At 72.2% G+C, this 16,317-nt stretch carries 12 protein-coding genes and 2 pseudogenes; 2 read left to right on the top strand and 12 right to left on the bottom strand.

Translation table 11 applies throughout. The features are described 5' to 3' along the window. The 7 genes and pseudogenes from AB0D04_RS38995 to AB0D04_RS38965 form a co-directional block, all read right to left on the bottom strand. Positions 1 to 647: pseudogene (locus tag AB0D04_RS38995) on the bottom strand (hypothetical protein); the annotation flags it as partial. 49 nt (positions 648 to 696) lie between these two features. Then, positions 697 to 963: pseudogene (locus tag AB0D04_RS38990) on the bottom strand (hypothetical protein); the annotation flags it as partial. Between the two features lie 15 nt (positions 964 to 978). Continuing rightward, entirely contained in the window at positions 979 to 2,538 is a 1,560-nt protein-coding gene (locus AB0D04_RS38985) for a protein phosphatase 2C domain-containing protein (protein WP_362712148.1), read from the bottom strand. A 1-nt stretch (position 2,539) separates the two neighbouring features. Then, entirely contained in the window at positions 2,540 to 5,065 is a 2,526-nt protein-coding gene (locus AB0D04_RS38980; protein WP_362712147.1) for a tetratricopeptide repeat protein, read from the bottom strand. Beyond that, positions 5,062 to 6,402 (bottom strand): hypothetical protein, encoded by a 1,341-nt coding sequence (locus tag AB0D04_RS38975; protein WP_362712146.1) that lies wholly within the window; start codon positions 6,400 to 6,402, stop codon positions 5,062 to 5,064. The genes AB0D04_RS38980 and AB0D04_RS38975 overlap by 4 nt, the downstream gene beginning before the upstream one ends. 132 nt (positions 6,403 to 6,534) lie before the next feature. After that, a complete protein-coding gene (locus AB0D04_RS38970) occupies positions 6,535 to 7,545 on the bottom strand; it encodes a glutamate ABC transporter substrate-binding protein (protein ID WP_362712145.1) in 1,011 nt (336 codons plus the stop codon). 41 nt (positions 7,546 to 7,586) lie between these two features. Next, positions 7,587 to 8,975: a hypothetical protein gene (locus AB0D04_RS38965; RefSeq protein WP_362712150.1), complete on the bottom strand. Its 1,389-nt coding sequence runs from the start codon at positions 8,973 to 8,975 to the stop codon at positions 7,587 to 7,589. 414 nt (positions 8,976 to 9,389) lie between these two features. Between AB0D04_RS38965 and AB0D04_RS38960 the strand changes: the two genes are divergently transcribed. Then, on the top strand, positions 9,390 to 10,082 hold the full coding sequence (locus AB0D04_RS38960; RefSeq protein WP_362712144.1) for a FadR/GntR family transcriptional regulator: 693 nt from the start codon (positions 9,390 to 9,392) through the stop codon (positions 10,080 to 10,082). Between the two features lie 170 nt (positions 10,083 to 10,252). After that, entirely contained in the window at positions 10,253 to 10,612 is a 360-nt protein-coding gene (locus tag AB0D04_RS38955; RefSeq protein ID WP_362712143.1) for a hypothetical protein, read from the top strand. A gap of 12 nt (positions 10,613 to 10,624) precedes the next feature. On the opposite strand, the gene AB0D04_RS38950 is transcribed toward AB0D04_RS38955, so the two are convergent. From AB0D04_RS38950 to AB0D04_RS38930, 5 genes are read right to left on the bottom strand one after another with little or no spacing between them, the layout of a single operon-like run. Next, on the bottom strand, positions 10,625 to 11,605 hold the full coding sequence (locus AB0D04_RS38950) for a BadF/BadG/BcrA/BcrD ATPase family protein (RefSeq protein ID WP_362712142.1): 981 nt from the start codon (positions 11,603 to 11,605) through the stop codon (positions 10,625 to 10,627). Further along, a complete protein-coding gene (locus tag AB0D04_RS38945; protein ID WP_362712149.1) occupies positions 11,596 to 12,849 on the bottom strand; it encodes a 6-phospho-beta-glucosidase in 1,254 nt (417 codons plus the stop codon). Before AB0D04_RS38945 ends, AB0D04_RS38950 begins: the two co-directional genes overlap by 10 nt. An 18-nt stretch (positions 12,850 to 12,867) precedes the next feature. After that, positions 12,868 to 13,797: a carbohydrate ABC transporter permease gene (locus tag AB0D04_RS38940; RefSeq protein ID WP_362712141.1), complete on the bottom strand. Its 930-nt coding sequence runs from the start codon at positions 13,795 to 13,797 to the stop codon at positions 12,868 to 12,870. A gap of 6 nt (positions 13,798 to 13,803) precedes the next feature. Continuing rightward, on the bottom strand, positions 13,804 to 14,805 hold the full coding sequence (locus AB0D04_RS38935; RefSeq protein WP_362712140.1) for a sugar ABC transporter permease: 1,002 nt from the start codon (positions 14,803 to 14,805) through the stop codon (positions 13,804 to 13,806). A gap of 17 nt (positions 14,806 to 14,822) precedes the next feature. Beyond that, positions 14,823 to 16,178, bottom strand: coding sequence for an ABC transporter substrate-binding protein (locus tag AB0D04_RS38930; protein ID WP_362712139.1), 1,356 nt, complete (start codon positions 16,176 to 16,178; stop codon positions 14,823 to 14,825). Positions 16,179 to 16,317 lie beyond the last annotated feature (139 nt).

Raw genomic sequence — 16,317 nt, 5'->3', positions numbered from 1 at the left:
TTCCGATCTGGCGGCGGGAAGCCGTAACCGCCCTGGGTGCCGGGACCCGGAGCGGGGCCGGGGCCGGGCGCCGGCGGCGGGAAGCCGTAACCGCCCTGGCCGCCCTGGGTGCCGGGCCCGGGCATGCCGGGCGGCGGGGCGAAGGACGACGACGTCGTGGAGTGGGTCAGGAAGTTGTAGTGGCAGGTCTCACAGACCGGCGCATTCGCCATCCGCGGCGTACCGCACTGCGGGCACAGCTCGGGCGGCGCGGCCTGATCGGGGCCGGGCTGCCCGGGCGGGGGGAAGCCGTAGCCGCCCTGGGTGCCGGGACCCGGAGCGGGGCCGGGGCCGGGCGCCGGCGGCGGGAAGCCGTAGCCGCCCTGGCCGCCCTGGGTGCCGGGGCCGGGCATACCGGGTCCGGGCATACCGGGTCCGGGCATACCGGGCGGCGGGCCGGGCTGCCCCGGCGGCGGGCCCTGCGGCTCACCGGGGGGCGGGCCCTGCTGCTGGGGCGGCGGCGGGCCGGGCTGGCCGGCGGGCGGCGGCGTGTTCAGGAACCCCGCAGGCAGGGAGGGCGGCGGCGGGACAGCGCCCGCCATCCTCTGGCCGCACACCTCGCACCAGTCTTCGGCCACCGACTGGTGTCCGTTCGGGCAGGTCGGCATGTCGGTTCTTCCCCCTCCGTACCTTTTCTTCCAGTGGTACTTCTTGGTACTAGTCGCGGTATTTCTTCGGCTGTTTTGTCACGCGAGCGGTTTTTGTCGAGCGCGTGGCGAGGGTCATCTCGCCCGCGTCGGCCACCTTCGCCTTCAGTCGCACAGTACCGGTCGCCGCATCGGCGACGCTCACCACCTTCGCAAGGAGTTTCGCACTTTCCGCATTCCGGGAGGCATTCGTCCGCTGTGCGGCCGGGACCGATTTCGCGGTGGCACGACCCCCGTCATCCGATTTACGGGTATCGATTCCCTGTTGAATGAGTTGTCCCGCCTGTCCCTTCTATTCGGCCGGTCCTGCCGCCGCCGAGGGGGCGGGGAACGGCACGACCGCCACCGTGACGTTGTCGTGGCCCCCGCCGTCGAGCGCGTGGGTGACCAGCGTCCGGGCGGCGTTCAGGGGCCGGGCGGGTGAGTCGAAGGGCAGTACCGCGGCCATCTGCACGGCGGACTCGGCGTAGTTCCACAGTCCGTCCGTGCACACCAGCACCACGCCGGGCCCGTCCGGTTTGAAGGTCACGGTGTGCGGCTCGACCTCGTACGCATCCGCGCCGAGCCAGCCGGTGATGGCGTGCGCCCGTTCGTCGGCGTTCGCCTCGGCCTCGGACATCAGGTTGCCGGCGATCATCTGCGCGGCCCAGGAGTCGTCCTCGGTGAGCCGGGTCGGGGGCGCCGTACGGTCGTTGGGGATCCAGTACCCGCGGCTGTCGCCGACCCACCCGATGGTCAGCAGCCCGCCGCCGATCACCGCACCCACGAAGGTGCAGGCGGGGGCGTTCTGCTGGCGGTGTTCGTCGTGGACGAGGGCGGGGTCGGCGGCCAGGGCGTCGACCGCCGCGGAGGCCACCATGATGGCGTCGTGCATCGCCTGCTGGGGATGCGTACCGCGCGGCAGTGACGCCAGCAGCGCCTCGCCGGCGGCCTCGGACGCCGCCCGGGACGCCTCGTCCGGCCGGGTCGCCGAAGAGACGCCGTCGCAGACCACCGCGACCACGGCGGGCGAACCGTCCGGCAGGGCGGTGGCCCGCAGCGCGAAGAAGTCCTCGTTGCGGTGGTGCCGGTGCCCGCGGTCGCTGACGGCCGCGATACCCGCCAGTTCCCGCTCCATGTGGTCGCGTTCGGGCGGTCGGCCGTGGCCGCAGTGGTCGCAGACGCCGTCGGCGTCCAGGGCGCCCGCGTGGCAGGTCGCGCAGAGGTGGAGGGTGTCGTCGGGGGACTCGGTGGGGTCACCGGGCTCGGCGGCCGCCGGGGCCGGGGCCTCGGCCGTACCGGCTTGCGGGGCTTCCTCGGCCTCGGCGGACGCCGTGGCTCCGGTGGCTTCCGCCGCCTTCGCCGCCTCGGCGGCTCCCGCGGCCTTCGCGGTTCCGGCCGCCCCCGCCGCGGCGTCGGCGACGACCTCGTACCCGACAACCCGGGGATCGACGCGCCGGTCGGCGAGCGGCTTGGCGGGACCCTCCGCACCGGGGCCCTCCGCACCGGGGCCCTCCGCACCGGGACCCGCCGCGCCAGGGCTCGGCACGGGGCCCGGCACGCCCGGACCCTCGGCGCCGGGGCCCACATCGGCTCCGCCCGCACCGGGACCGCCCGGTCCCTCCGCCGCACGCCCGTCCCCGCCCGCGATCTCCTCGAACGGAATCCGCGTGGTGGGGTCCGGCGGCGGCGGCCCGGCCGGCGCCTCGTACGGCACCCCGACCGTCGGCGCATACGCGGGCGGCGGCGGCACCGCGCCGTATCCCGGCGCCGCGGGCACCACGAGGTCCGCGCCGCACCGCCCGCAGAAATTGTCCCCCGCGTCGAGCGGCTCCGCGCAGCTCCGGCAGCGGGACGGCCCAGTCACACCCATGTCACACCCACGTCCTGGGGCGGAAACGGTTGGCCCGTTCCACCAGCTCGATCCTTTCCTCGCCACGCTGCGCCAGCCGCGCCAGCAGGCGGTACGACCTCTCCAGCCCGAACCGCAGTCCGCGCTCGTCCAGCGCGCTGCCGAGCAGCAGCGGGCGTTCCAAGGAGGCCTGCGTGCCGTCCGGCGGGGCACCGTGGCTACCGGAGAGTACCCAGTCCAGGGCGCTGCCCAGTACCTCGGTTGCCAGTTGTTCGCGCCGCTCGGCGTCCAGTCCGAATTCCGCCAGCCCCTCGACCTGTTGGGCGGCGGCCCGAAGATCACCGTGCAGCGCGTCGCGGGGCGAGCGCTGCCGCAGCCGCGCGCGGACCGCCGCGATCCGTGCCGCGGTGCAGTGAACGGACGCCTCCGGTACGGACTCCAGCGCCTCGACCGCGCCGCTGCGGTCGCCCGCCGCCAGCCGCACCCGGGCCAGCCCGAACGCCGCGCCGACATAGCTGCGGTCGGTCGCCCACACCAGGTGGTAGTACTCCGCGGCGTTGTCCAGCTGCCCCAGCAGCTCCGCGCAGACCGCCAGCGCCAGCTTCGGCGCGGGCTCGCCGGGGAATGCGTCGTAGACCGCGTCGAAGGACAGCGCGGCGCCCTCGCGGTCCCCGGTGGCCAGCGACACCAGCCCGCGGTTCCACACCACCCGCCAGTCGCCGCCCCGCCGCGCGCCGTGCTCCGCCTCGATGGCGTGCAGCAGGGCCTGCGCCCCCGGGGCATCGCCCGTCTCCAGGTGGGCGCGCAGCTCGCGCAGCCGGATCTCCAGGGAGTCGCCGGGCGCCGAGCGCAGCGCGCGCAGGAGCTCCGCGGGGGCGAGGGTCGTCAGCCCGGCCAGGAAACCGGCGTTGGGGTCGGCCGGATTCACCCGCGGCACCGGCAGCGCGAGGGCGGCGCCTGCGGTGTCCAGGGGGCGCAGTACGGGCGCGCCGGGCGCCGCGGCCGGGTCTGCGGGCGCCGCTCCGCGCGCCCCCAGCAGCGAACCGGCGCCGTCCGCCACCGCCACCAATTCCGTGTCCACCACCCGCAGTTCGGGCCCGAACAGATGTGACGGCGCGGGCCGCTGCTCGCCCGACTGAAGCGCCACGACCTCCCGCAGCACCCCCGTCAGCTGCTCGGCCATCTCCTCCGCGGAGGCGAAGCGGCGCGCCCGGTCGGGGTCCGTGGCCCGCACCAGCAGCCGGTAGAAGGACTCGTACGTACGGAAGACCTCGATGTGGTCGGGGTCCGGGAGGGAGTCCGCGAAGACATTGGCATAGCCCTGGAAGTCGAAGGTGAGGACGGCCAGGGTGCGGGCGACGGTGTAGAGGTCGGAGGGCACCGACGGGCCCAGCGCGGCTATTTCGGGCGCCTGATAGCCGATCGTCCCGTAGATGGGGCTCTGGACGTCGTCCATCCGGCGCACCGCGCCCATGTCGATCAGCTTGAGCTGGTCGTTCTGCTGGATGGCGTTGTCGACCTTGAAGTCGCAGTACAACAGGTTGCGGCGGTGCAGATCGCCGAGCGCCGCCAATGCCTCGATGCCGTACGCGCAGGCCTGCTCGACCGGCAGCGGATCGCGCCGGCCCTGGGGGGTGCGCCGGTCGTTGGCGATGTCCTTGAGTGATTTGCCGCCGACGTACTCCATGACGATGTAGCCGTCCAGGCTGCCCGTCGCCCGGTCGAGATGTTCCACGAAGTTGTAGATCCGCACGATGTTGGCGTGCTCGATCTCGGCGAGGAACCGCCGCTCGGACACCGCGACCGCCAGCGCCTCCTCGTCGCCGGTGTCCAGCAGTCCCTTGAGCACCACCCACCGGTCGGCCACCGCGCGGTCCATGGCGAGATAGATCCAGCCGAGCCCGCCGTGTGCCAGACAGCCCACCACTTCGTACTGGCCGTGCACGAGGTCACCGGGCCGCAGCTTGGGCACAAAGCTGTACGGATGGCCGCACTTGGTGCAGAAACCTTCTGTACGGCCCGGCTCCGCACCCCGCGACCGCCCCACCGGCGCCCCGCAGTCGCTGCGGCTGCAGAACCGCTTGCGCTCGGGGACCTCCGGGTTCGCCAGTACGGCGGTGTGCGGGTCGGGCCGCGGTACCTGCGGCACCGTCACCAGGCCCGCCCCCAGCCGCCCGCGCGCCGACCCCGAGGAGCCCGACGCCCCGGAGCCCGCGCCGCTGTCCGTACTGCGCACCGACACCGGGGCGGCGGGCGCCGGCATGGCCCGCGTCGCCTCGCCGCCGCCGCCGTCACCGCCGTCACCGGCGAGCGGGCGCGGCGGCCGGGGGGATGCGGTGCCGTCGCCCGTCGGCCAGGCCGGCACCCGCCCCGTCAGCCCCGTGGGCGGCGACGACAGCAGCCCGTCCGCCGAGACCACCGGCGCCAGCCCGCAGACATCGCAGTACCGTTCGCCGCCGCCGGCGTCCTCGTACCGGCCCGCGCAGCCCGGCCGCTGGCAACGGTCGCCGGCTCCGTGTGCCGGGGCCGACCCCCCGCCTTCCTTCACCTGTCCCCCCTGTGCTCCCGCTCGTCGGGCCCGCGGTCCTGCTGCTCCGGGACCAGCGCCTCGGCCGCCGCCTGCTGGTAGCGCCACACCGCCTGTCCGGCCGCCCGCAGATCGCACGGGGCGCTCCACAGCATCCGGCGGGCCGTGTCGTACCGCTCCAGCAGCAGCGGATCCTGGGCCAGGCCGTGGCGGGCGACCTTCGCCTTGTACGCGTCCAGCCGACCGCGCAGCTCGGCCCGTACGGCCAGCGGGGCGGTCACCGCCGTCAACGATTCGCGGGCGCGGTGGAGTTCGTCCTCCGCGCGCTCCTCGAGGCTGTCCAGCAGCGGCGACAGCCGGTGCCACTGCGACCGCCGGCGGTACTCCGCGGCCGCCGCCAGCTGCTCGTGCAGCGCCGTCGACGGGCCGCTGACGGCCGGCACCTCGGACGCGGCGATCTTCGCCAGCACCTCGCCGCGGGCCTGCCGCGCCTCGGTCAGCGTGCGATCGGCCCGGGAGAGCACATCGCGCAGCTGCATCAGCCGCCGCTCCGCGTCCTGCCGGACGTCCAGCACCGCCTCGATCTCCCGTCGTACGCCCTCCAGGGCGCGCGCCGCACGGTCGTAGCGCCCGGTGTCCGGACGGCCGCCACCGGGGGCGGAACTCCCCGTCGAGGACGACACCCAGAACGCCAGCGGATCCGCGATCACCTGCCCGCGCAGCCGCGCGAGTTCGTCCGTGATCCGCTCCAGGTCGTCGCCCGCCGGATGCTCACCGGGGCGTACGCCCACCGAGTGCGCCAGCGAACGCGTCCGCTGCAGCTCGGCCGACAGCAGATCTATCCGGGCCGGCAGCGTGGACCACACGGCGTCGGCGGCGACGATGACATCGAGCGAGCGCGCATAGAGGCCGTTGATCCGCTCCACGAGCTCCTCCAGGCTGAAGCGCCCGCTCCGCCGCCCGCCCTCCGGGCCGTCGCCCGCCGCGGCCTCACCGGGCACCGTCAGGCCGTTGCCGGACAGCAGCTCCGACAGCTCCGCCAGATCGTCGGGGGACGGCCAGCGGCGCCGCGCCCGCAGCTCCCGCGCCGCCGTCAACGCGGCGGTGTACGTATCGAAGTGCGACCACAGGACCGTGATGGACCGCTCGGTGGCGGCCCAGCGCTCCTTGGTGGTGCCGGACAGGTCGGCGCCCTCCAGAAGCCGGCGGCCGGCGTGATCCTGCAGCGCGAGCAGCGACGTCTCTATCGCCTCGTACTCGGCGTCGAGCCGCGCCAGGGCGCGGTCCACCTCCTCCCGGTCCAGTACCGGGGCAGGATGCCTCCCCGCGGAACCGGGGAAGGGCCCAGGGACCCCCATCGATCACCTCTCCAATACGCATACGGCACACGGCGGTTGGCGCGCCTGGGTCGCTCGGTGAACTGCTCCCGCCACCCCTCCCTTCCCATAGTGACGGCAACCATCGCTTTGTGGGCGATCGATACACGTGCTTCAGTCGCTGTACTCCGGGGACGGCGGCCCGGATATCCCCGGCAGATCGGCCTGCAGCCACTTCCGGTACGCGCGCATCCAGGGGCTGTCCGCACTTCCGCCACCCCGGTAGTCGTCCAGCACCTTGTTGACCCGCCGCACCAGATCCGTGTCGGCCTTGTTCATCGCCACGCCGTACGGCTCGTCGGTGAACGGCCTGCCCTTCAGCTCCACCGTCGGATCCTGCGCCGCCTGCCCCGCGGCCAGCGCATTGTCCGTCACCACCGCGTCCGCCTGACCGAGCTGTAGCCGCACCAGGCAGTCGAGCTGATTGGGCACCGTCAGCACCTGTGCGCCGTGCCGCCGTTCCGTCAGCTCCGACTCGCCCGTCGAACCCGCGGCCGTACACACCCGCTTGCCCTTGAGCGAGTCGTCGAACGCCGTCACCGTCGACTTCCTGGGCGCCAGCACCTGCTGCCCGCCCTGGAAGTACGCCGTGGAGAACGCCACCTTCTCCTTGCGCACACAGTTGATCGTCATCGTCCGTACCACCATGTCGACCGTGCGCTTCTGCAGCGCCGGTATCCGCTGGTTGGTGGGCACGGCCTGGAAGACGACCTTGGCGTCCGGGCCCAGGATGTCCTCGGCGATCGCCCGCGCCAGATCGATGTCGAAGCCCTTCAGCCTGCCGGTGCCGGGGTCGCGGTATCCCCAGCGGTAGGTGTTCTGGTCGACCCCCACGACCAGCTGGCCCTTCTTCCTGATCCGGTCCACCGCCGGACCGGCGTCCGGCGACGGCCGCAGGCTCTGCGCCGCATCGGCCGCCGTACACCCCGACCCCGCGGGGACCGGGTGTGACGACTTGTGGACGGACGGCGGTGCCGGGGGCCGGTCCGGGCCGCCGTCGAGGACATGACCGCCCAGCGTGGGAACCAGCACCGCCGCGGCCGCCGCCATGACACCCACCCCCGCAGCGACCGGCGACAGCGCGGCCCGCAGATTCACCAAGGCCCGCGCGCGGCGCGTCCTCATGCCCTCATCACCAGGCCTCATGCCCCTCTCACCGGGCCTCCTCACCGGTACTCCGACAGCCTGCGCCCGATACCCAGCACCGCACCCACCGCGCCCAGCACCGCCAGCACCGCGGCCCCCGCCGCCAGCCCGCCGAGGGCCGCCCGCCCGCCGTCCGCCGCCGACCGGAACTCCTGCTGCTCGTGCGCCAGCGCCCGGCGCAGCGCGGCGTCCACCCGGTCGAAGGACTCCCGGGTGGGCCGGTCCCCGCCGATGACCTTGGCCAGCGCCCGGTCGTAGTCCCCCCTGTCGTCCGCCGCCCGCGCCTCGGCGTGCCGCTCCTGCCACTGCCGTACGTGCCGCAGCGCATCCTGCACCGGCCGCCGCCCTGCCTCGTCGTCCGCGAGCGTCAGCGCCGTCCCCAGCCTGCTGCCGCCCGACGTGTCGCCGCGCCGGCCCGCGCCCACCAGATCCTGCATCCCCCTGCGGAACCCGGCCTCGTAGAAATCCTTCTGGTCCCCGGTCAGCACCGCTCCCCGCGCCACCAGCGTCAGATTCTCGTCCCCCCGTGCCTGCAGCGAATCGATCCGCGCCTCATTGAGCACCCGCAACGACCGTGCCCCGCGCTCCTGCGCGTCACTCAGCCCGGCCCGCGCCACCGTATGCCCCGCCACCAGCCACATCAGCGCGGCCAGGGAGGCCGCCGTCGCCGCCAGCAGCCCGCGGTTGAAAACCCGGTTCGTCCGCCGGAAATTCCGCCGCTGAGCCCATCCCAGTGCCCCGATGGCCGGCACTCCGGCCGCCACCGCGAACCACGGCCACGCCCGGGCCGCGTCGTAGTCCGCCGCCAGCCGGTCGTTCTCCGCGTCGTACAACGCCCGTGCGGCCGGGAGAAGTTCCCTGCGCATCTGATCGTTGGCGTACCGCAGATACGCGCCGCCCAGCGGCAGTCCCTGGCGATTGTTCGTCCGCGCGGTCTCCACCAGCCCCGCATACCGCGGCAGCCCGCGGTTGAGCTTGGCGATCTGTGCGTCGGCCCGGTCCGAACCCCGGGAGTCGGCCGACGCCTTGACCAGCAATTCGGCCGCCGTCGCAAGATCATCGGCATAGCGCCGCTGGGTGGCCCCGCTCTCTTCCCCGCCGGCCAGGAATCCCCCGGCGGCCGTCGTGTCCGCATCCGCCAGCGAACGGTAGATGTCCGCGGCACGGGCACTCAGCGGCTGGCTGCGCTCCACCACATCGTCCGCGGCCGCCGCCCGGTCCGCCACCTGCCAGGCCCCGACCCCGCCGAATGCCAGCACCAGCAGGGCGAGCAGGGCGCCGATCATCCGCAGCCTGCCCGGCTCGGTCGTCGCCGCGGCCCGCAGCTCGTCCACACCGTCGGCCCATGCCGTACGGCGCCGCGGCCCGGGCACCTGCCCGCTGTCGGTGCGGGGCGGCGCGGGCGGCATGGCCGATCCGAACGAAGCGGCCTCACTCGGCGAAACGGACTCTACGGACGACACGGAACCTCCCCCTCGGTCGTCGGCGGGCCCGGCCCCCGTGCGCGGCGCCGGCGGGCGCGCTCACAGGAACCGGTGCACGGGCAGCAGTATGTCCGCACCCACTGACAAGCACACGGTGATTGGCCTGATCTTGTTCGGATCGCGATCGGCACCGCGGTACGCGCCGCCCCCGGCTGCGCCCGCCCCACCCTGCCTGACGCCGGGCGCGGTGCGGCCGGTTCCCGTGGGGCCTCCCCGCTCCACCTGCCCTCCGGCCGCACTACAGTTGCTTCCGGGACAGTCCAGATCATCAGACATCAGGACACCGGCCCTGCGGCCTCTGGTCTGTCGCCTCTGACCTGCCTCATGGGGAGTGATCGAGTGCAAGCGGTGCGCAAGGGCAGGGTGTCGCTGGTGGAGACCGCGACCGACGAGATCCGCGGGCAGATCGTGACGGGCGTCTGGCCGGTGGGCAGCCGTATCCCGCCCGAAAGCGCGCTCTCCGAGACCCTGGGCGTCAGCCGCGCCTCGGTACGCGAAGCCGTCCGCTCCCTCGTCCACTCCGGACTCCTCGAACCGCGGCAGGGCGACGGCACCTTCGTGATCTCCGACGACGACAGCGCGGTCGCCCTCCGCCGCCGCCTGGAGCGCGCGGAACTCACCCATGTCACCCAGGTCCGCCAGGGCCTCGACGTGGTCGCCGCCCGCCAGGCGGCGAAGCACCGTACGGACGCCCAACTCGCCGGAATTGAGGCCGCTCTGGCCCGCCGCCGCGCCGCGCTCGCCGCCCACGACGGCGACGCCTTCACCGATGCCGACGCCGAGTTCCACATCCTGGTCGCGGAGGCCGGCGCCAACCCCGTGCTCGCCGACATCTACCGCTCCCTCAGCGCCGCCCTCCGTGCGGAACTCCGCCGCGCCGCCTGCCTCGACACCGCCACCGCGGCCCCCACCGATCCCCACATCCGCCTCGCCGACGCCATTCGCGCCCAGGACCCGCAGGCGGCGGTGGACGCCGCGGTACTGCTGCTCGCCGGGCATGTACGGGACCTCGCGCTGCCGCTCGACGACTGACCGGAGGCCGGCCGGCAGTGGCGCGTACGACACCTCGCGCGCCCCCTGCTTCGCTCCCGCGCGCCGCTACCCGACGCAGCTCATTGTGACTACTCTCAGTGACGAAGCTGGTTCGGCAAGTCAATGAGCCGGCGCGGCTCGTCCCGCGCCCACCGCATCGGAGGCCCCTCGTGCGACGTCTGACGAAACTCCTCAACCCCCTCGCCGCCGCGACGACGGCCGGCACTGCCGCCCCTGGTCATGGCCCACCGGCCAAGGGCTTTCTCACCATCGGTACCACCACCTACATCGACCCGGCCGGCCAGTACCCCCTCCACCACCCCTCGGACGGCACCGCCACGCTCGTCATCAACGACACCGACCACTACGTCACCGTCGTCACGGAACGCGACCGTCGCGCCGAGCCCGATGCGGGTCCCGACGCCGCTCCTGGCACCGCCCCCGATATCGCGCTCGCTCCGGGCGCCCGCACCGAGACACGCCAGGGGTGCAGCGTCCAGGTGGGGTGGGGGCGGGTGATGGAGGGGTGAGGCGGCTGGGACCTAGGCCCATGCTCCCCGAAGCCGTTCATAGGCCCCCGCTCCCGCCTCCGCGCGGTCCAGTGCATGGAGTGCCGCCCCCAGGACCGGTGGCGCCGTCACCACCTGGGGTACGGCCTTCGGGGCGCGTTCCGCCAGGAGCTGGGTGATGCGGTCGTGGAGCAGGGGGTGGCGGGCCGCCAGGACGCCGCCGCCGAGGACGACGGGGGCGGTGTCCGTCAGGAGGTCCAGGCGGTTCAGGGCGACGGTGGCCAGGAGGACGACCTCTTCGGCCTGGCGGGCCACGATGATGCGGGCGACGGGGTCGCCGGCGGCGGCGACGCCGAAGAGCACCGGGGTGAGTTCATGGCGGCGGAGGTCGGGGATGCCCCGCAGGTGGAGGGCCTCGATCAGTTCCGGCATCGTGGTCAGGCCGAAGTGGGCGGGCAGGGCGCGTGCCAGATCGCTCGGTTCGCCGCGGCCGTCCTCGGCGCGGGCGGCGTACCACAGGGCCTCGTCGGCGAGGTACGAACCGCCGCCCCAGTCGCCGGAGATCCGGCCGACGGAGGGGAAACGGGCGGTGGCTCCATGGTGCCCGAGGCCCGCGCAGTTGATGCCCGCACCGCACACCACGGCGACCCCCACCCGCTCCCCGGTGTCCGGCAGTCCGGCCCGCAGCAGCGCGAAGGTGTCATTGCCGACGGTCACCGTCCGCGCCCAGCCGCGGCGTGCGATCTCCGCAGTCAGCCCGGCCTCCTCGATGGGGAGGTCGGCGTTGGCGAGGTAGGCGGAGAGGTGGTCGACCGGGGCTCGGGTCCTCGCCTGTGCCAGGACGCCGGTGATGAGCGGCGCCAGGGTGTCCACGGCCCGCTCGGCGCCCACCACCGGGGGCTGGAAGCCGTCGCCCCGGGCGGTCCCCAGCACCCTGCCGTCCGCCGTCACCAGAGCCACATCCGTCTTGCTGTTGCCCGCGTCGATGGCGAGTGCCGTGCCCGTCAGGCCCACGTGAGGTGCTCCCGGTTGTGCGCGATCAGTTCGTCGGTGAGCCGGTCGGCGTAGTCGGTCTGGCCGATGAGGGGGTGGGAGAGAAGGGCGGCGAAGACCCGGTCCCGTCCGCCGTGCAGTGCCGCCTCCAGGGCCAGGTGTTCGTAGGCGGTGACACCCGCGACCAGTCCGGCGTACAGAGGTTCCAGGGGGCGGACGGGCAGGGGTTCGGCGCCCTCGCCGCCCACCACGGCCGGCGCCTCGATCACCGCGTCGTCGGGAAGGAAGGGAAGGGTGTTGTTGTTGAGGGTGTTGACGATCTGGACGTCGCCCGTGTCGCGCAGGAGCGAGGAGGTCAGGGCCACCGCGGCTTCCGAGTAGTACGCCCCGCCGCGCTTGCTCAGCAGCTCCGGTTTCTCGTCCAGGGCGGGGTCGCCGTACATGCCCAGCAGCTGCCGCTCCAGGGCCGCGACCTCCGCCGCGCGGGAGGGCTTGGTGCGCAACTCCCGTACGACCTCGTCGTGTTGGTAGAAATAGCGCAGGTAGTAGGAGGGGATGGCGCCCAGACGGTCCAGGAGGGCGCGTGGCATCCGCAGGTCTTCGGCGACCGCCTCACCGTGCTCGGCGAGGAGCTTGGGCAGGACGTCCTCACCGGCGACCCGTACGGCGCGCTCCCAGGTGAGGTGGTTGAGGCCGATGTGTTCGAGCGCGACGTCCTCCGGGGCCACACCCAGCAGTTGTGCGAACTTCCGCTGGAAGCCGATCGCGACATTGCACAGGCCGACGGCCTTGTGGCCGTGGGTGAGCAGGGCGCGGGTGACGATGCCGACCGGGTTGGTGAAGTCCACGATCCAGGCGTCGGGGTTGCGGCGACGGACCCGCTCGGCGATGTCCAGGACGACGGGGACGGTGCGCAGCGCCTTGGCCAGCCCGCCGGCGCCGGTGGTCTCCTGGCCGACGCAGCCGCACTCCAGCGGCCAGGTCTCGTCCTGGTTGCGGGCGGACTGCCCCCCGACGCGCAGTTGCAGCAGGACGGCAGCGGCGCCGTCGACGCCGGCGTCGAGGTCGCCGGTCCAGGAGATCCGGCCGGGATGGCCCTGCCTGGCGAAGATCCGCCGGGCCAGACCGCCCACCAGCTCCAGCCGGTCGGCGGCCGGGTCGATCAGGACGAGTTCGTCCAGGGGCAGTGCCTGGCGCAACCGTGCGAAGCCGTCGATGAGTTCGGGGGTGTAGGTCGAGCCGCCGCCGACCACGGCGAGCTTCAGATGCTTCATGGGTCTGGATCAGCCCTTCACTCCGGTGAGCGTGACGCCTTCGACGAAGGCCTTTTGCGCGAAGAAGAAAATGACCATGACGGGGGCCATGACCAGCAAGGTCGCGGCCATGCTGAGGTTCCAGTCGACGCTGTGCGCGCTCTTGAAGGACTCCAGGCCGTAGGAGAGCGTCCAGGAGGCGGGGTTCTGCGCGGCGTAGATCTGCGGGCCGAAGTAGTCGTTCCAGCAGAAGAAGAACTGGAAGAGGGCGACGGCGGCGATGCCCGGCCTGGCCATCGGCACGATGATGCGCAGCAGGGTGCGCAGCTCGCCGCAGCCGTCCACCTTGGCCGATTCGACGTACTCCCGCGGGATGGTCAGCAGGAACTGCCGCAGCAGAAAGATGGAGTAGGCGTCGCCGAATGCCATCGGGATGATCAGCGGCCAGAGGGTTCCGGACAGATGGAGCTGCTGGGCCCAGACCAGGTACATCGGGATGACGATGACCTGGGGCGGCAGCATCATCGTCGAGATGACCAGGACCATGGCCGTGCGGCGGCCGCGGAAGCGGAACCTGGCCAGCGCGTACGCCACGGGGACGGCCGAGCAGACCGTGAAGAGGGTGCCGAGCCCGGCGTACATCAGGGAGTTCTTCCACCAGTCCAGGAAGCCGGGCGTCCGGAAGACCGTGACGTAGTTGCTCCAGTGCCACTGCGTCGGCCACAGCTCGCCGCTCATCGCCTGGTCGTCGCCCATCACGGAGGTCAGGAAGACGAACAGGAAGGGGAGGACGAAGAAGAGGGCGGCGGCGAGGGCCACGGCGTGGACGGCGATCCAGTGCAGCATCCGCCTCCGCCGGGCGCGCGCCGCCGGGCCGCGGCCGCCGGTGCCGGTGCCGGTGCCGGTGCCGGTACGGGGGGCCGGTGAGCTCCGTGCGCCAGGTGCGGTGGTGGTCGTCATACGGGATCAGTCCTCCGCCGGGAGCAGGCCGGCGCGCTTGCGCATCAGCAGGGTGGTGACGGCCATCGCGATGACGAAGAGCGCAAGGGAGAGCACACACGCCGCGCCGGTGTTGAAGTTCTGGAAGCCGAGGGAGTAGACGAGCTGCGGCACGGTCAGGGTGGAGTGGTCCGGGTAGCCGGGCTGGATGACGGTGGCGGGCCCGATGGAGACGCCGGAGGCGAGCTTTCCGGCGACCAGCGCCTGGGTGTAGTACTGCATGGTCTGGACGACGCCGGTGACCACCGCGAACAGCACGATCGGGGTGATCGAGGGCCAGGTGACGTACCGGAATTTCCCCCAGGCGCCCGCCCCGTCCAGCTCGGCGGCCTCGTACTGCTCCCTGGGGACGTCCAGCAGCGCCGCCATGAAGATCACCATCAGGTCGCCGATACCCCACAGCGACAGCATGACCAGCGACGGTTTGGCCCAGCCGGGGTCGTTGAACCATTCCGGTGCCGGGATGCCGATCGCCCCGAGGATCTCGTTGACGGGGCCGGTGCCGGGGTTGAGCAGAAAGACGAAGGTCACGGTCGCGGCCACCGGGGGTGCCAGATACGGGAGGTAGAAGGCCGTACGGAAGAAGCCGGCGCCCGATTTGATCTTGGTGACGAGGATGCCGATGCCGAGCCCGAAGACGACCCGCAGCGCGACCATCACGACGACCAGCCACAGCGTGTTCGCCAGCGCGGGCCCGAACAGGGGCATCTGCGTCAGCACATATTTCCAGTTCCGCAGCCCCACGAATTCCGGCGGCTTGATCTGGTTGTAGTGCAGGAAGGAGAAATAGACGGTGGCGATCAGCGGATAGCCGAAGAAGACCGAGAAGCCAACCAGCCAGGGGGAGAGAAACCCGAGGGTGCGCAGCCGCTCGCGGTTCCGCTTGCGCCGCAGCGCGGGTGCAGGGACGGGCACGGGAGGGGATACGTGCGCTGGAAGAGATGCGGACGCGGCGCTGGTGGATGCCATGGCGATGCTCCGTCGGTTCAGTTCTGTGACTGAAGGTTGTCGGCGTCGATCTGCGCATCGAGCCCACGCAGGCCCCGGTCCAGATCGGGGACCTTTCCGGCCTCGACCTTGTACGAGAAATCCTGGAGCGCGGTCACGTACTGCCCGCCGTTGTCGGACGGCGGAAGCGCGGCGCTGTGCGGATTCCGCGCGATATCGAGGAAGGTGCGGAATGCCGGATCGGTATCCAGCTCGGGCGAGTTCAGCGCCGCTTTTGTCGACGGCACGTTATGGATCGCATTGGCGAACCGCACCACCTGATCCGTGTCCACGGTCAGGAACCTCACCAGCTCCCACGCCGCGTTCTGATGCCGGCTGCTGTGCGCGATTCCCGCGACCGTGCCCGTCAGATACCCCCGGCCGTAGGTATCCGCCTGATCGTCCGGTACCGGCATCGGCGCGGTACCCCAACGGAACCCCGCCTTGTGCTCCTTGAGCATCAGCCCGCGCCATTCGCCGTCCAGATGCATCGCCAGTTTCTGCTTCAGAAAGGCGTTCTGCGACGACATCTCGTCCCCGAACCGGGTACGGAACCTCTCCAGCGCCCGGTAGCCGCCCTGCGCCTCGACCAGGGCACGAGTGGTGGCGAAGAATTCCCTGGTCCGAGGGTCCCTGGTCAGCCGCGCCTTGCCGTGCCGGTCGAAGTACGCCGGCCCCCACTGCGCAAACATCCGGTCCGGGCTGTTCTGATAGAGCCGGAAGTTGGGCATGAAGCCCACCCTCTTGTACTCACCGTCCCCGGCCCGTTCGGTCAGCTTCACGGCATCCCGTTTCAGCTCCGACATCGTCCGCGGCGGCCGCGCGATCCCGGCCTTCTTGAACGCGTCCTTGTTGTAGTACAGCCCGTAGGCATCGGCGAGCAGCGGCAGCGCACACTGCTTTCCCTGATAACTGGTGTAGTCAAGAAAAGCCTTGGGGAAGACCTTGTCCTTCGCCACCCCCGTCTTCCGCAGGAACGGATCGAGATCCGCCCACATCCCCGACGAGCAGTACTGCCCCACATTGCCGGTGGTGAACGACGACACCACATCCGGCGCCTGGTCACCGCCCGCTCGCAGCGCCTGGTTCACGGTCTCGTCGGTGACATTTCCGATTGCCCGCACGGTGATATTGGGGTGCAGTTTCTCGAACCGGGCGATGCTGTCGTCGATCGCCTTCACCTCGCCCGGCTGCGACCAGCCGTGCCAGAACGTGAGCGTGACCGGCTTCGTCGGATCGTCACGGGCACTGCCGGTACCGGGGGTGGCGCATCCCGAAACGAAGAGCCCGGATACGCACAGTCCGGCACCGGCCAGCGCCACGGACAGCCGGATGCGCGGGGATGCGTACGGCATGGCGGAATTCCTTTACGGCTCGGGGGAGTTGGTAAGTAAAGGAGGGGCGGGACAGGCGCCGTCACCCGGCGCCATCGGCGCCGTCAAGCGGGAAATGGGCCGGATCCTGCCCCAGGACTGCCCGCCCGCATCGGCCGGC

The sequence above is a fragment of the Streptomyces sp. NPDC048483 genome (assembly GCF_040651455.1).
Classification (GTDB): domain Bacteria; phylum Actinomycetota; class Actinomycetes; order Streptomycetales; family Streptomycetaceae; genus Streptomyces.
The sequence above is the reverse complement of the archived record's forward strand: the minus strand, read 5'-3'. Positions and strand labels throughout refer to the sequence as shown.

Coding starts and splice junctions, on each gene's coding strand:
- AB0D04_RS38935 (WP_362712140.1), bottom strand. CDS start 14,805: ATGGCATCCACCAGCGCCGCGTCCGCATCTCTTCCAGCGCACGTATCC.
- AB0D04_RS38965 (WP_362712150.1), bottom strand. CDS start 8,975: ATGCCGCCCGCGCCGCCCCGCACCGACAGCGGGCAGGTGCCCGGGCCG.
- AB0D04_RS38975 (WP_362712146.1), bottom strand. CDS start 6,402: ATGGGGGTCCCTGGGCCCTTCCCCGGTTCCGCGGGGAGGCATCCTGCC.
- AB0D04_RS38930 (WP_362712139.1), bottom strand. CDS start 16,178: ATGCCGTACGCATCCCCGCGCATCCGGCTGTCCGTGGCGCTGGCCGGT.
- AB0D04_RS38970 (WP_362712145.1), bottom strand. CDS start 7,545: ATGAGGACGCGCCGCGCGCGGGCCTTGGTGAATCTGCGGGCCGCGCTG.
- AB0D04_RS38985 (WP_362712148.1), bottom strand. CDS start 2,538: ATGGGTGTGACTGGGCCGTCCCGCTGCCGGAGCTGCGCGGAGCCGCTC.
- AB0D04_RS38940 (WP_362712141.1), bottom strand. CDS start 13,797: ATGACGACCACCACCGCACCTGGCGCACGGAGCTCACCGGCCCCCCGT.